16 protein-coding genes are annotated in these 12,916 nt (G+C 66.9%); 6 read left to right on the top strand and 10 right to left on the bottom strand.

Annotated features, from left to right (window positions below; genetic code table 11):
• Positions 1-122: 122 nt before the first annotated feature.
• The 3 genes from KQ304_RS05240 (at position 123) to KQ304_RS05230 (ending at position 3,407) form a co-directional block, all read left to right on the top strand.
• On the top strand, positions 123-953 hold the full coding sequence (locus KQ304_RS05240) for a hypothetical protein (protein ID WP_259736061.1): 831 nt from the start codon (positions 123-125) through the stop codon (positions 951-953).
• Between the two features lie 301 nt (positions 954-1,254).
• Positions 1,255-2,472 (top strand): hypothetical protein, encoded by a 1,218-nt coding sequence (locus KQ304_RS05235; protein ID WP_259736060.1) that lies wholly within the window; start codon positions 1,255-1,257, stop codon positions 2,470-2,472.
• Positions 2,469-3,407, top strand: coding sequence for a hypothetical protein (locus KQ304_RS05230; RefSeq protein WP_259736059.1), 939 nt, complete (start codon positions 2,469-2,471; stop codon positions 3,405-3,407). Before KQ304_RS05235 ends, KQ304_RS05230 begins: the two co-directional genes overlap by 4 nt.
• A 42-nt stretch (positions 3,408-3,449) precedes the next feature.
• Here KQ304_RS05230 and KQ304_RS05225 read toward each other — a convergent pair whose 3' ends face one another.
• On the bottom strand, positions 3,450-4,736 hold the full coding sequence (locus tag KQ304_RS05225) for a DEAD/DEAH box helicase (RefSeq protein WP_259736058.1): 1,287 nt from the start codon (positions 4,734-4,736) through the stop codon (positions 3,450-3,452).
• Positions 4,737-4,905: 169 nt separating this feature from the next.
• On the opposite strand from KQ304_RS05225, the gene KQ304_RS05220 reads away from it, so the two are divergent.
• Positions 4,906-5,322: a hypothetical protein gene (locus KQ304_RS05220; RefSeq protein ID WP_259736057.1), complete on the top strand. Its 417-nt coding sequence runs from the start codon at positions 4,906-4,908 to the stop codon at positions 5,320-5,322.
• Positions 5,323-5,346: 24 nt separating this feature from the next.
• Here the strand turns inward: KQ304_RS05220 and KQ304_RS05215 are convergent, their stop codons facing one another.
• The 3 genes from KQ304_RS05215 to KQ304_RS05205 are packed head-to-tail and all read right to left on the bottom strand — an operon-like array spanning position 5,347 to position 8,215.
• Positions 5,347-6,759 (bottom strand): NAD(P)(+) transhydrogenase (Re/Si-specific) subunit beta, encoded by a 1,413-nt coding sequence (locus tag KQ304_RS05215; RefSeq protein WP_259736056.1) that lies wholly within the window; start codon positions 6,757-6,759, stop codon positions 5,347-5,349.
• Positions 6,759-7,055: an NAD(P) transhydrogenase subunit alpha gene (locus tag KQ304_RS05210; RefSeq protein WP_259736055.1), complete on the bottom strand. Its 297-nt coding sequence runs from the start codon at positions 7,053-7,055 to the stop codon at positions 6,759-6,761. The genes KQ304_RS05215 and KQ304_RS05210 overlap by 1 nt, the downstream gene beginning before the upstream one ends.
• Positions 7,052-8,215: an NAD(P) transhydrogenase subunit alpha gene (locus KQ304_RS05205; protein ID WP_259736054.1), complete on the bottom strand. Its 1,164-nt coding sequence runs from the start codon at positions 8,213-8,215 to the stop codon at positions 7,052-7,054. The genes KQ304_RS05210 and KQ304_RS05205 overlap by 4 nt, the downstream gene beginning before the upstream one ends.
• A gap of 209 nt (positions 8,216-8,424) precedes the next feature.
• Between KQ304_RS05205 and KQ304_RS05200 the strand changes: the two genes are divergently transcribed.
• Positions 8,425-8,706: a 2Fe-2S iron-sulfur cluster-binding protein gene (locus tag KQ304_RS05200; protein ID WP_259736053.1), complete on the top strand. Its 282-nt coding sequence runs from the start codon at positions 8,425-8,427 to the stop codon at positions 8,704-8,706.
• Here the strand turns inward: KQ304_RS05200 and KQ304_RS05195 are convergent.
• The 5 genes from KQ304_RS05195 to KQ304_RS05175 form a co-directional block, all read right to left on the bottom strand.
• Positions 8,703-10,352, bottom strand: coding sequence for an NAD-dependent malic enzyme (locus KQ304_RS05195; RefSeq protein WP_259736062.1), 1,650 nt, complete (start codon positions 10,350-10,352; stop codon positions 8,703-8,705). The two genes, KQ304_RS05200 and KQ304_RS05195, sit on opposite strands and share 4 nt — an antisense overlap.
• A 72-nt stretch (positions 10,353-10,424) precedes the next feature.
• Positions 10,425-10,817, bottom strand: coding sequence for an MAPEG family protein (locus KQ304_RS05190; RefSeq protein WP_259736052.1), 393 nt, complete (start codon positions 10,815-10,817; stop codon positions 10,425-10,427).
• A 6-nt stretch (positions 10,818-10,823) separates the two neighbouring features.
• Positions 10,824-10,997 (bottom strand): hypothetical protein, encoded by a 174-nt coding sequence (locus KQ304_RS05185; protein ID WP_259736051.1) that lies wholly within the window; start codon positions 10,995-10,997, stop codon positions 10,824-10,826.
• Positions 10,998-11,019: 22 nt separating this feature from the next.
• Positions 11,020-11,559: a hypothetical protein gene (locus tag KQ304_RS05180; RefSeq protein WP_259736050.1), complete on the bottom strand. Its 540-nt coding sequence runs from the start codon at positions 11,557-11,559 to the stop codon at positions 11,020-11,022.
• A gap of 18 nt (positions 11,560-11,577) precedes the next feature.
• Positions 11,578-12,459: a PfkB family carbohydrate kinase gene (locus tag KQ304_RS05175; protein ID WP_259736049.1), complete on the bottom strand. Its 882-nt coding sequence runs from the start codon at positions 12,457-12,459 to the stop codon at positions 11,578-11,580.
• Positions 12,460-12,482: 23 nt separating this feature from the next.
• On the opposite strand from KQ304_RS05175, the gene KQ304_RS05170 reads away from it, so the two are divergent.
• Entirely contained in the window at positions 12,483-12,644 is a 162-nt protein-coding gene (locus tag KQ304_RS05170; RefSeq protein WP_259736048.1) for a hypothetical protein, read from the top strand.
• 20 nt (positions 12,645-12,664) lie between these two features.
• Here KQ304_RS05170 and KQ304_RS05165 read toward each other — a convergent pair whose 3' ends face one another.
• Positions 12,665-12,820 (bottom strand): hypothetical protein, encoded by a 156-nt coding sequence (locus tag KQ304_RS05165; RefSeq protein WP_259736047.1) that lies wholly within the window; start codon positions 12,818-12,820, stop codon positions 12,665-12,667.
• Positions 12,821-12,916 lie beyond the last annotated feature (96 nt).

Genomic DNA, 12,916 nt, shown 5'->3' with positions numbered 1-12,916 from the left:
CGCTACCCCAAATGAGCGAAATTCAGCATCCAAATCAGTGAAACCGAGCTGATCTACGCTCGATCAGCGATCAAAATGGTTACCAGAGACAATCAAGGCCAGGCGCGCTCCTTGAACCCTCGTTGTCCAGAGCTTCCCTAGTACTTTTGGATCATGAACTAGATTCTGAAACGCCGACTTTGACTGGACTTGATATTTTATCGAATCTCGAATCACTGAATAATGGGAAAAATGTTATTGCGAAAAAATTTATTGTGCTTACTGGCCGTTCTGAAAGTGATGTTGCCAGAGACTACGAGCGCTTCGGGTCACTAGAGCAATTAATCAAGCCTATTTCGGAAGCTCAGTTTAAAGTATCGATGATTAGGGCTTGGACAAAGCTGAGACTTGGGGAGGAAGCGTCAGACTGGGAAGAGGCTTATAGCTTACTGAGTGAGCTTGGATTGGTTCAGTCTGCTGAGTCATTACAACAGGATGTCGACAGTGTTGCTGGCATTCAGGATTTATATGACGAATTGAAGCAACAGCTTTCAGGGAAAATACCTGAGGAGCAACTAGCTGCTTACGACGCAGCGCGAAAAGCTTTATCCAGTAACAATGAATCCATAGCAAGCATACTTCCTTGCTTAGAAGGCTATGCAATGACTGAACAATTTCTCAAAGATGTTCGCCGTACGTTCAGGATGGATCGCCTTGCATTCTGGATTCTTCGGGCTTACTTGCATCGGTTTAAGCAGCAAGATGGAAGGGTGCGAAATCTGAATACTGGCACACATAACCACGCCGAATATAGAATAAGTAGAAACTATCGCCTTTACTTTTCTGAACGCGAGAACGATAGGGTACTTGAGCGTTTTGCCCACAAGAATAAACAAGTTGCCATCATTGATAACCTTTGTAAATCCAGCTCGCCCATTGTGCTGAACATCGAGCAGCTTCTAATGAGCACCTAACCGGATGTCAATTTTCCAGACTTGCCAGATATGAGTTTTATACCTTAAACACCAGCCTATTTCTTCGCTTTTTAGTTAAAGTTGTAAATATTTCACCAATTAGCAATGCACTGTTTCGTCATTCAGGCGGAAACTGCCGACACGAGCCACCACACCGCGAAAGTGTTGCACTTTGCGGTGGAGAACGTGGCGGGAAAGAATGATGGTCATAGGGGCCCCAGACAATACCGTCCTTCGCAGCAAGAGTGGCTTGGGTTGGTGCTTCTGAGCCCAGCATTGGCGCAGCAAGCACCGCCCAACGATGACCACCTCAAGCCTGCCGGAACCAGACCAGACCCCCAATGTGGAGACCCTGCTGGATTGGCTGGAGCACCACCCTGAGTTGTCCCAGCTGTTGATGGAGCGGCATGATCAGCCTCCTCTGCCCCTGTGGAGGCAATCCCTGCAGGCCGTCCGCTCGCGCCTGGTGGCCAGTGCCGACGACTTTCATGGCACCGCCCATGTTTCTCCGGCAACCCAGAAGGATTCGCAGCTGGTGGCTGGTGCCGTGACGGCCAGCAACTGGTTTGATGGCGCCGGCAACTTCGGTCTGATGCTGATTGCCTGCGGAGCCGGCAACCCCCTCGGTTGGCTCACAGCAGGGGTGATCACTGGCGTGCTGTTCAAGTTCGACAAGGACATCTGCACCACCGTGGCCCGTGGTCGCAAGGGCAGCCGCGGTGTGGCCCTCGTGGCGATCCTGGTGGGCCTGCTGCCCCTCAGCCTGCTCAAGTCCTTCGGCACAGGCCTGGGCGTGGAGGTGTTTCAGAACCGGCCTGAACTGCAGCAGGTTCAGGCCGGCAGGATCCTCGACGGGATCATCGGCGACCAGCGTCTGCAGCTCCAGCAGAAAGAAGCCAGCGACCCCACCCTTCTGAGCGTGCAGAAGCAATGCCAGAGCGGCCAGGCCCGGCTCGCGCAGCTGCCCCATGGCGACCCTCGCTGGAACAGCCTTCAGGTGGAGCTCTACGGCGAATGGAGTCAGCGCCGCACCGACTGGAGCACCACCAGCCGCAGCGGCCAGCGGCCCGTCTGCGTGGAGCAGAAGCTGCAGGAGGAGGCCCAGCGCAGCCGCGTGGGCGCCGCCCGTCGGCAGATCGAAGCGCTCGAGAGCCAGCGCAGCCTGCTGGCCAATGATCAGACGTTCCTCGAAACAACCTTTCCCGATCGTTTCGCCGCCACCTTCGAGAGCGAGGGCCAGTTCAGGTCGTCGGTTGAACTGGTGCGGGTGGGAATCGACAACTTCTTCTCCAAGCTCGCCCGTGGCCACTGGGCCGCCATGGGGCTCTCGATCTATGTGCTCTCCTTCTCACTGATCTCCAGCGCCGTGGTCTGCGCCCTGGTGATCGCCCATTCCCGCCGCCCCGGTGTGGTCGAGTCGTGGAGTGAAGCGGTACGCCAGAGGCGGGATCGTTGGCTGGCCGATCAGCTCGCTGCCTACGACGCCAGCAGCCCCAACCGCCGGCAGGAGGAGCTGTGAAACCACAGACACTCGATCCACGCTCGCTGCAGCGGCGGCGCCTGTTGTTCCGCTACCTCCACCACGTGGAGCGCACCGGCCGTGGCCTGCATCCCGCCCTCGTGGCCCATCTCAATCCGCCCAAGCCTGAACCCAAACCCATAGCCAAAGCTGAGGCGCCGGCGACGGTGGAGATCCCGCCCGCTCCTCAACCGCAGGCGCCTGTGGTGATGATCAACAACGTGGTGTCCAGCCCCGCTCCGCTGGCGGCCTCAGCCCCTCAGAGCGAAACGGCGCCGATCCAGACTGTGGATATCAGCGCCACCAGCTCAACTGATCTGGCTGTGGATCAGGCCTTCACTGACCTGCTTCAGGATGCCGGCAGCGGGATGGCCAGGCTCACAGCGGCCACTGAAGCTGTTGAAACTAGTGATGATGATGGAACTGCAGCTGCTGCGGCAGGTGCCGATCCGGCGCGGCAGCTGATGCTGCGGGCCATTCAGGAGATCAGGCGCAGCGGACGCTGCGACCATCCCGGCCTTGAAGCCAGCCTTGAGGCCCTGCGGGAAGCGCCGGCCATCGAGCGGCACAACCCTGCGGCAGCGCTGCAGCTCAGCCTCAGCTCGATCACCACCCAGCTCCAGGGCCTGCGTAGCCAACTGCTCGCGATCGGCGATCTCCAGCAGCCCCATGCTGGCCTCACCGCCATCGTGGTGAAGTTGCGCAGCTGCCGGCGCCGCCTCTGGGCCGTGCAAGCCAGCTACGCCAGCAGCCTGCACGAATCGTCGCTGGCGATCATGCGCCGTCAACTGCGTCAGGCCCGCCGCCTCGACTGGCGCCTGCGCTGGGGTCTTCACCGCCGCAGCCATGATGGTCTGCTCACGGCCCTGGCGCTGGCCATGGCCGAGATCCTGCAGGCGGTCAGCGCCCTCTGGCCTCAGCCCGCCCAGAGTTAGGACCCCCAAGCCCAGCGGCCACACAGGGCCCCACTCAGCTGATCAGCCCCGCCCGCGGGGGCGGCTTTCGCGTGAGATCGGCTGGCTGCGGGGGGAGCCGCTGCGGGGACCGTTGCGGCGGGGTGCGGAGGGGCCACCGGGACCACCGCGCTGGCCGCCGCCACGGCGGCCGCCCTTGCCGCGCCCGCCACTGAGATCCAGCGGTGGTGCCGAGTGGATCGTGGGCTCGAAGCCGGGGATCTCCGAGCGGGGCAGGGGGTTGCCGATCACCTTTTCGATCGCCCGCAGCAGTTCATGCTCCTCGGCGGCCACCAGCGAGAGGGCATGGCCGCTCTGGCCGGCGCGGCCGGTGCGGCCGATGCGGTGCACATAGTCCTCGGCCACGTTGGGCAGGTCGAGGTTCACCACATGGGGCAGCTGCTCGATGTCGAGGCCGCGGGCGGCCAGATCGGTGGCCACCAGCACCCGCAGGTCACCGCTCTTGAAGCTGGCCAGCGCCCGGGTGCGGGCCCCCTGGCTCTTGTTGCCGTGGATGGCCATGGCGGCCACGCCCTCCTGGCTGAGGCGGTCCGCCAGGCGGTTGGCGCCGTGCTTGGTGCGCGAGAACACCAGCACCTGCTGCCAGTTGTTGCTGCGGATCAGGTGGGAGAGCAGATCGCTCTTGCGCGCCATGTCGCAGGGGTGCATCACCTGCTCCACCAGCGGCGCCGCCCGGTTCTCGGGTGTGGCCTGCAGCTGCAGCGGCTGATGCAGCAGCCCCTGGGCCAGCTTGCGAATCGAGGGGTTGAAGGTGGCCGAGAACAGCAGGTTCTGGCGCTTCGGCGGCAGCAGGGCCAGGATCTTCTGGATGTCGCGGATGAAGCCCATGTCGAGCATGCGGTCGGCTTCATCCAGCACCAGGATCTCGAGCCGATCGAAGCGGATCGCGTTCTGCTGATAGAGATCCATCAGGCGGCCGGGGGTGGCCACCAGCACATCGGCGCCGCGGCGCAGCCGCTGCATCTGCGGATTCACCTTGACGCCGCCGAAGACCACATCGCCGCGCAGATCAAGGAAGCGGCCATAGGCCTGAACGCTCTCCGCCACCTGGGCCGCCAGCTCGCGGGTGGGGGTGAGCACCAAGGCGCGCACCTGGTTGTTGCGGGCGTGGGGCCCGTGGCGCAGACGCTCCAGCATCGGCAACGTGAATCCGGCGGTCTTGCCGGTGCCCGTCTGGGCGGCGGCCATCACATCCCGGCCGCTGAGCACGGCCGGGATCGCCTGCACCTGGATCGGCGACGGACAGGTGTACCCCTTGAGCGCAATCGCCTTGAGCAGTGGCTCGGACAACCCGAAGGAAGCGAAATCCTGGACCGGGCTTCCGGAGATGGTTGGTTCGGCCTCAGGGTGGGTCAGACGGGAAATCGGAGCAGGCCTCACAGGACGCCTACCCTAAGAGAACGGGGCTGGGGCGATGGGACCCGTGGCCAGGCCCTGGGATCCATGTCTTGATGCGGCGATGATTCCCACCTTCTCCAGCCGATCTCGTCCGGGCAGCGCGGGGGCGGCCTATTGGCGCTGGCATCCACCCACCACCTGGAAAGCCAGCCAGGCCCTGCTGCTGGAGGAGAGCATCGCCCAGGCGCAGGCTGAGCCATCGCAAGCGCCGGCCGAAGGCCAGGCGCTGAGTGCCCCTATCGAAACGGCAACGGTTGACGTGGCACAGGATCCAGTCGCGGCGGCGTCCCAGGGAGGTTGGCTGCCGCTGCTGGTGTGGGCGCTGGTGGTGGTGATCGATGGGGTCCTGGCCCTCAGGGAGCTGGTGGGGCCCTCAGTGGCGCACTGGCAGCAGAAAGCCCCCTGGAGCCGCCGGGAGCGGCGGAGCCAGGGGGCAATCAGCGGGGGGTGGCCGGCACCTGTGGCCGGCCTGCACTGAGCGGCGAGGCGGCTGGCCTCTGGCTCAGCGGGTGCTGCCGGCTCCGGCTGGCACCTTGCCCACACCCAGGGAGCGCAGCTCCTGCAGGAGGCTCTGCAGCACCTGCTTGGCGTCGCCGAACACCATCGAGGTCTGGGGCAGCTCGAAGAGATCGTTGCGGATGCCGGCGTAGCCCGAGCCCAGGCTGCGCTTGACGACGAACACCGAGCGGGCCTGATCCACCTCCAGCACGGGCATGCCGTAGAGGGGGCTGGACGGATCGCTCTTGGCGCGTGGGTTGACCACGTCGTTGGCCCCCAGCACGATCACCACATCGGTGCGGGGGAAGTCGGGGTTGATGTCATCCATCTCCACCAGCTGGTCGTAGGGCACATCGGCCTCGGCCAGCAGCACGTTCATGTGACCGGGCATGCGGCCTGCCACCGGGTGGATGGCGTAGCGCACCTCGATGCCGTGCTGCTCCAGCAGGCGGGCGAGTTCCTTGAGGCTGTGCTGGGCCTGGGCCACGGCCAGGCCGTAGCCCGGCACGAAGATCACCCGCTCAGCCGCCTCCAGGGTGAGGGCACATTCCTCCGGGCTGCAGGAGGTGACATTGGTGTACTCCTCACGGCCACCGGCCTCCGAGGCCTCGCTGGTTCCAGCGCCGAGGGCGCCGCCGAACAGCACCGAGGTGAGCGAGCGGTTCATGGCCGTGCACATCACCTGGGTGAGGATCAGACCAGCCGCCCCCACCATGGCTCCGGCCACGATCAGCAGCTCGCTGCCCACCACGAAACCGGCGGCAGCCGCGGCCACGCCCGAATAGGAGTTCAGCAGCGAGATCACCACCGGCATGTCGGCTCCACCCACGGGCAGGGTCAGACCCACGCCCAGCAGCAGCGACAGCACGGTGAGGGGAATCAGGGCCACGGCCATGCCCTTGAGCACCAGCACACAGCAGGCCAGACAGGCCACGGCCATCAGGATGTTCACCACATGGCGCTGGGGCCGCAGGGTCCAGCCGGGGGTGCCCAGCCATTCCTGCAGCTTGCCCATCGCCACCAGCGAGCCGCTGAAGGTGATCGAGCCCACCAGCACCGACACCAGCACCGACACCTGACCCACCAGGTTCAGCGGCGTGGGCAGTTGCACCGCACCGATCGCCACCAGCAGCGACGACATGCCGCCGCAGCCGTTGAAGAGCGCCACGGTCTCCGGCATGGAGGTCATGGCGACCCGCAGGGCGAGCACGGCGCCGAGGCCACCGCCGATGCCCAGGCCCAGCAGCATCCAGGGCCAGCCGCCCAGGCCCTGCTGCAGCAGCAGACCCACCACCGCCAGGCCGAGGGCCAGGGCAGCGAGGCCATTGGCGCTGCGGGCCGTGCGGATCTTGGCCAGGCCCTTGAGCCCGAAGGCCAGCAGCAGCACCGAGCCCAGTTCGATCGAGAGTTCAACCATCAGTTCGCCTCCCGGCGGCGGAACATCGCCAGCATGCGATCCGTCACGAGAAAACCACCCACCACATTGAAGAGGGCAAAACCGAGGGCCACCGCACCGATCAATTTCAGGCCGGGCGTTGGCGCCTGACCGATCAGAGCCAGCGCCGCCAGCAGGGTGATGCCGCTGATCGCATTCGCCCCCGACATCAACGGCGTGTGCAGGGTGGGGGGCACCTTGCCGATCAGTTCCAGCCCCAGCAGGCTGCCGAGCACCAGCACCCAGAGGGCGGCGGTGCCACTGAGATGACCGCTCATGCCGTCACCTCCTCGAGGCTGGGCCACAGTTCCGGGCGCCGGCAGGCGCCCTGGTGGGAAATCAGACAGGGGTCGAGCAAGGGGTCCTCGGGGTTGAGTTGCAGGCCGTCGTCGCTGAAGAGGGGCTCCAGGAAGGCCGCCAGATTGCGCGCGTAGAGGGAGCTGGCGTGGTGGGGCACCGAAGCCGGCAGGTTGGAGGAGCCGATGATGCGCACCCCGCCGATCTCCACCGTGCGATCGGGCTGGCTGCCGGCGCAGTTGCCGCCGGTTGACACCGCCAGATCCACCACCACCGAACCGGGCCGCAGGGCCTTGAGCATCTCCTCGGTGATCAGCAATGGCGCCGGCCGTCCGGGCACCTGGGCGGTGGTGATCACCGCATCGGCTTCCGCCAGATGGACGGTGAGCTGCTGGCGCTGGGCCTCCAGGAAGGCGGCGCCGGCCTCGCGCGCATAACCACCGGCTTCACCCGGTGCCTCACGGCTGGGGGGATCGATGAAGCGGGCGCCCAGGGATTCCACCTGTTCCTTGGCGGCCGGCCGCACATCGCTCACCTTCACCACCGCACCGAGGCGGCGGGCGGTGGCCACCGCCTGCAGACCGGCCACGCCGGCTCCGAGCACCAGCACCTTGGCGGGCTGCACCGTGCCGGCGGCGGTCATCAGCATCGGGAAGAAGCGATCCAGCTCGGCGGCGGCCAGCAGCACCGCCTTGTAGCCGGCGATGTTGGCCTGCGACGAGAGCACATCCATCGACTGGACGCGGCTGATGCGCGGCAGCAGCTCCATCGCCACAGTCGAGAGGCCGCGGCTGTTGAGCCGCTCGATCAGGGACCGGTTCAGGTAGGGATCCAGCAGACCCACCAGCAGGGAGCCGGAGGCCAGGCGCTCGAGCCCTCCGCTGCCGCCCTCACTGTCCTGAGCGGGCGGCTGCACGCAGATCACCAGCTCTGCGGCACTCCAGGTGTCGGGGCAGCCCCTGGCCACGATCGAGGCACCGGCCTCGATGAAGGCCTGATCGCTGAAGCCGGCCTCCAGGCCGGCCCCCGACTCGATGAACACCTCAGACTTCTTCGCCACCAGCCGGCGCACCGTTTCTGGTGAGGCGGCCACACGGCGCTCCCCCTCCCGGCTTTCCGCCGGAACCAAAACCCTGACCACAGACGACTCCAGCGGTACTCACTATGTCCATTGATGGGCAGCGCGTTGGAGAGACGCAAGTCAGGTTTGAACGTTGTGTTCAAGCCACCACACAGGCCCGGTCTTGCGGCCGTCGGTCGTGGTGATGGCAGCCCACTGTCACGAGGGCTACCCCAAAGCACTCAGGCGTTGCCTAGGACGTGTGCGAAACCCTGCGCTGATCACTGGCCATGGCCTCCTTCACGATCACCCTGGAAGACGGCAAGTCGTTCAGTTGCCCCGACGACCAGTACATCCTTGATGCCGCCGAGGAGCAGGGCATCGACCTGCCTTACTCCTGCCGTGCCGGGGCCTGCAGCACCTGCGCCGGCAAGATCCTCTCCGGCAGCGTCGACCAGTCGGATCAGAGCTTCCTCGACGACGATCAGATCTCTCAGGGCTTCGCTCTGCTCTGCGTCAGCTACCCCCTCGCCGACTGCACGATCAAGCCCAACGTCGAAGACGACCTCTAAAGCTCCCGGTAGGCCGCCGTCCAGGTGGCCTGATCGAGCCGCTCCATCGCTTCCGCAGCGCTGGCGGCTCGGCTGGCCAGGCCCTCCTGCACCGCCCTCAGGGCCACCGCTTCCGCCACCGCCCGCGACACCGCCTGCACCTCGCTGAGCTCGGGCATCAGCGGCGCCTCGGGATCTCTGGAAGCCGGGATGTGGTCGGCCAGGGCATCGAGCCCGGCATCAATCATTCCCTCACTCACCTGGGTAGCGCCCACCGCCACGCTGGCGAAACCCAGCCCAGGGAAGAGAAAACAGTTGTTGCACTGCCCGATCCGGCGCAGGCTCCCCTGCCAGCTCACCGGCTCGAACGGGCTGCCACTGGCCACCAGGGCCCGTCCATCCGTCCAGGCGTAGAGATCGGCCGGGGTGGCCTCCGCCAGCCGGGTGGGATTGGAGAGGGGCAGGATGATCGGCCGCTCCACCGCCGCCGCCATCGTCTCCACCAGTTCACGGCTGAAGGCTCCGGCCACGGTGGAGGTGCCGATCAGCACCGTGGGCTTCAGCGCCCGCACCACCTCCAGCAGACCGATGCGGCCCTGGGCATCGACACCGAAATCCGAGCGCTCGGAGGGATCACGGGCCAGGGCCTGGGCCATGGGGGAGAGCCCCGGCTGATCGGCCAGCACCAGGCCCTCCCGGTCGATCGCCCAGATGCGGCGGCGCGCCTCAGGCTCCCCCAGCCCGGCCCGGATGAGCAGCCGCACCAGGCCCTCGGCGATGCCGCAGCCCGCCGTGCCCGCCCCGAACACCACGATGCGGTGATCCTCCAGAGGCAGGCCGGCGCCGTGGGAGGCCGCCTTCACCACCGCGCAGGCCACCCCGCGGGTGCCCTGGATGTCGTCGTTGAAGCTGGGCACCTGCTCGCGGTACCGCTCCAGCAGCTGGTGGGCATGGCCGGTGCCGAAGTCTTCCCAGTGCAGCAGCGCGCCCGGGAACTGACGCTGCAAGGCCTCCACAGTGCGGGCCAGGAAGCGGTCGTAGTCGGGGCCATCGAGGCGCGGGTGTCGCCAGCCGGGATAGAGGGGGTTCTCCAGCAGCTCGACGCGATCGGTGCCCACATCCAGCACCAGGGGCAGCACCCGGGCGGGATCCAGACCGGCGCAGAGGGTGTACACCGCCAGCTTGCCCAGGCAGATCTCGATGCCGCCGATGCCCTGGTCGCCGATGCCGAGGATGCCCTGGGAATCCGTGATCAGGATCAGATCCACCGGCCCAGGCGCCACCTGAGCCAGCACTGCCTCGATCCGCTCCTGATCGGGCGCCGCCAGGAACACACCGCCGCAGGGAGTGCGGTAATCGAGGCTGAAGCGCTGGATCGCCGCCCCCACCGTGGGGGTGTAAACGATCGGCATCACATCCTCGATGTGATCGGCCAGAAAGCGGTGGAACAGGGTGAGGTTCGACTCACGCAGGGCCACCGCGAAGCGGAAGCGCTCCAGCTCGCTGCCCAGGCTGAGGAAAGCCTGCCACTGGCGCTCCACCTGGGTCTCCAGGCTCTCGACGGCATGGGGCAGCAGGCCATCGAGCCCGTAGGCCTCGCGTTCCGCGCGGCTGAAGGCTGTTCCCTTGTTGAAGCGGGGATCAGCGAGAAGGGCGCGGCTCCGCAGGCGGGCGCTCAGGGGGGGCGTGGGGCGGGCCAGGAGGATTCAGCAACCTGGCGGCGCAGCGTAGGCCAGGGCTCAGAGCAGTTGCAGCACGCCACCCACCAGGGCCATCACCAGCAGCACCGTCGAGGCCAGGAAGCTGATGGCGAATCCAGGCGCCCGCTGCTCCGGCGCCCGCTGATAACCCACGGCATAGAGCACCCGGCCCAGCACCCAGAGCGCCCCCAGCAGCGAAGCCGCCCCGGCATTGGAGAAGAGCACCGCCAACCAGAAGGCCGGCAGGAACACCACCAGCTGCTCCAGGGTGTTCTGCTGCACCCGCAGGGCCCGCTCAAAGGCCGGCGGACCCGTCATCAGCGGTGGCTTCACCCCATCGCGCAGACGGGCCCGGCCCACCTGCATGGCGGTGACCTGGAAGGTGATCACGGCCAGCAGGGTGATCAGCGCCGGCAGCGCAGGGATCGTCATGGCGATTCAGCTCAACGCTCCACCATGGCTGCTGAGCAGTCCGCGCCGCCTCAGTTCTTGGGCGAATTCACTGGAGAGGCGGTCTCTGGCCAGCGCCCCACGCCAGCGCCCATACCAGCCGAGGCAACGGAACAGCACCCAGGTGAGGAACAGAACCTGCAGGAAGGGTTTCAGGGTCACAGGATTGGGCTCTGATGCGAATTTAGGCAACCCCGTGGGCGCTGTCATCAGCCCCATCAAGGCTCCAGAGCGCCAGGCCGCCGCCCCGGCCCCGGGCCGCCAGCCAGCCCAGCTGCGAGCCGCCACCGATCAGGGCGAAGAAGGGCAGCACCCCGGCCCGTTGCTGCTCGAACGGCAGGGGCTGGGGCAGGGGGCGATCGAGGGGCTGCCAGGGGCCCAGGGCCAGCCGCAGCCGCTCGAAACGGAACAGCAGCAGAGGCCGCTTGCCCTCCAGCCGTGCCTGGCCCACGAACGTGAGCTGCAGCCCCCCCAGCTGGACGCTGTTGCGGATCGTCAGCTCAGCGCCGGGGCCGGGGGCCCCGATCACCAGCCTGGCCCCGAAGGCCCGCAGCAGACCGCTGGCCAGATCCGCCGGCCGCTCCGATCCCCGCGGCCAGGTGCGTTGCAGGCGCCAGCTGCCGATCAGCTGGGTGGGCTCAACAGCGCCCCCCCGCCGGCGGCTGATGGCCTCCAGCCGCAGCAGCTCCGCCGCGTCAGGGGTGACGGCGCGTGTGGGGTCCATGGCTTGGCGGCGTGCAAATCAGCTCCAGCCTGGGGCCGCACGCCACTGGCTGGCATAGGCACCGCGGCCATCGAGGGCGGCGGCGCCGCAGCGGCAGGCCAGGGCCAGGGCCTCTGAGCGGCCCCAGCCGGCCGCCAGACCGGCGGTGAAGCCCGCGGCAAAGCTGTCACCGGCGCCGTAGGTGTCCAGTGGAGGCTGGCGGCGCGCGATCGCGCTGAAGCGACCGCCGGGCAGCGTGAAGCCCCCCTGCTCGGCTTCGGTGGCCACATAGATCCGGGGGGCGGGGCTGAGGTCGCCGGGCTGGTAGCGCTCGCCGGGATCGCGGGCACTGCCGATCAAGGCATCGAGCTCCACAGCGGCCTCCTGCAGCAGCGGCAGGCGCACCCGGGGGGTGGCCGCCAGCACCCGCGCCCGGCGGGCCAGCCGCAGGGCGGCCCCATCGGCGGCGGTCACGAAGACGCCGTCGCAGGCCGCCAGCTCCTCCCAGGGCAGGGGATCACCGGCGGCAGGGGCAAGCCGCTGGCCGATCACGGTGATGCTGCGCTCGCCGCTGGCCTCCACAAAGGTGATCGCCCGACGGGTGGGGGCCTCCCGCCAGGCCACATGCAGCTGCAGCCCCATGGCCCGCAACTCAGCCGCCGCCCGCTCGCCGAGGGCATCGCGGCCCAGGGCGGTGAAAAAAGCCACCGGCTGGGGGCTGAGGCGGGCGAACTGGGCGGCCACCACCGCCCCGCCGCCGGCGGGCTGCTCCAGCAGCTCAAGGGCGTGCTGGATCTGACCCGCCCCGGGCAGGCGCTCCACCACCACGAAGCTGACCCACTCCACATGGCCCACCACCGCCAGCCGCAGCGACGGCAGATCCGGCAGATCCGGCCACTGGTCTGGGGAGGTGCCGGACATCCAGGCTCTGCGGGTGCTTCAGGATGGCGGCTCACTCCGGCTGCGCCGCTGCCATGGCCCCCAAGGAACGGTCCGCCACCACCGTGAAACTGCAGATCGCCGGTGCGGTGTTTCTGCCGCTGCTGCTGCTGGGCCTGTGGCTGAATTCGCTGGGCTTCTTCAGTGCGCCGCTGCGGGGAGGCTGATCAGCCGGGCCTGAGCTGCTTCAGGCGGCCCCGTCGGCGTCATCGAGGGAGGCCAGATAACGCTTGCGCTGGCCGGACGCCCAGGGCTCCTCGCGGCGGGGGCGGGGTGCGCTGGGCAGGGGGGTGGCTTCTTTCGGCCGTTCGGAGAGCTCGGAAATGGTCTGAGGATTGGACATGGACGAATCGTAAGGGGGCCGTGAGCAACAGCGGGAACCATCGCCACCGCTGGTGTGAGCCGTGGTTGAAAGTCTTCTGAACCTGAACAGCCTCAT

This window comes from Synechococcus sp. CS-1329, from assembly GCF_025128055.1.
Lineage (GTDB): Bacteria > Cyanobacteriota > Cyanobacteriia > PCC-6307 > Cyanobiaceae > Regnicoccus_A.
This window is presented reverse-complemented; position numbering and strand designations above follow the sequence as displayed.

Excerpts from the sequence above, each read along its gene's own strand:
- KQ304_RS05235 (WP_259736060.1), top strand. The coding sequence starts at position 1,255 with ATGACCACCTCAAGCCTGCCGGAACCAGACCAGACCCCCAATGTGGAG.
- KQ304_RS05220 (WP_259736057.1), top strand. The coding sequence starts at position 4,906 with ATGATTCCCACCTTCTCCAGCCGATCTCGTCCGGGCAGCGCGGGGGCG.
- KQ304_RS05215 (WP_259736056.1), bottom strand. The coding sequence starts at position 6,759 with ATGGTTGAACTCTCGATCGAACTGGGCTCGGTGCTGCTGCTGGCCTTC.
- KQ304_RS05210 (WP_259736055.1), bottom strand. The coding sequence starts at position 7,055 with ATGAGCGGTCATCTCAGTGGCACCGCCGCCCTCTGGGTGCTGGTGCTC.
- KQ304_RS05200 (WP_259736053.1), top strand. The coding sequence starts at position 8,425 with ATGGCCTCCTTCACGATCACCCTGGAAGACGGCAAGTCGTTCAGTTGC.
- KQ304_RS05190 (WP_259736052.1), bottom strand. The coding sequence starts at position 10,817 with ATGACGATCCCTGCGCTGCCGGCGCTGATCACCCTGCTGGCCGTGATC.
- KQ304_RS05180 (WP_259736050.1), bottom strand. The coding sequence starts at position 11,559 with ATGGACCCCACACGCGCCGTCACCCCTGACGCGGCGGAGCTGCTGCGG.
- KQ304_RS05175 (WP_259736049.1), bottom strand. The coding sequence starts at position 12,459 with ATGTCCGGCACCTCCCCAGACCAGTGGCCGGATCTGCCGGATCTGCCG.
- KQ304_RS05170 (WP_259736048.1), top strand. The coding sequence starts at position 12,483 with ATGGCGGCTCACTCCGGCTGCGCCGCTGCCATGGCCCCCAAGGAACGG.
- KQ304_RS05165 (WP_259736047.1), bottom strand. The coding sequence starts at position 12,820 with ATGTCCAATCCTCAGACCATTTCCGAGCTCTCCGAACGGCCGAAAGAA.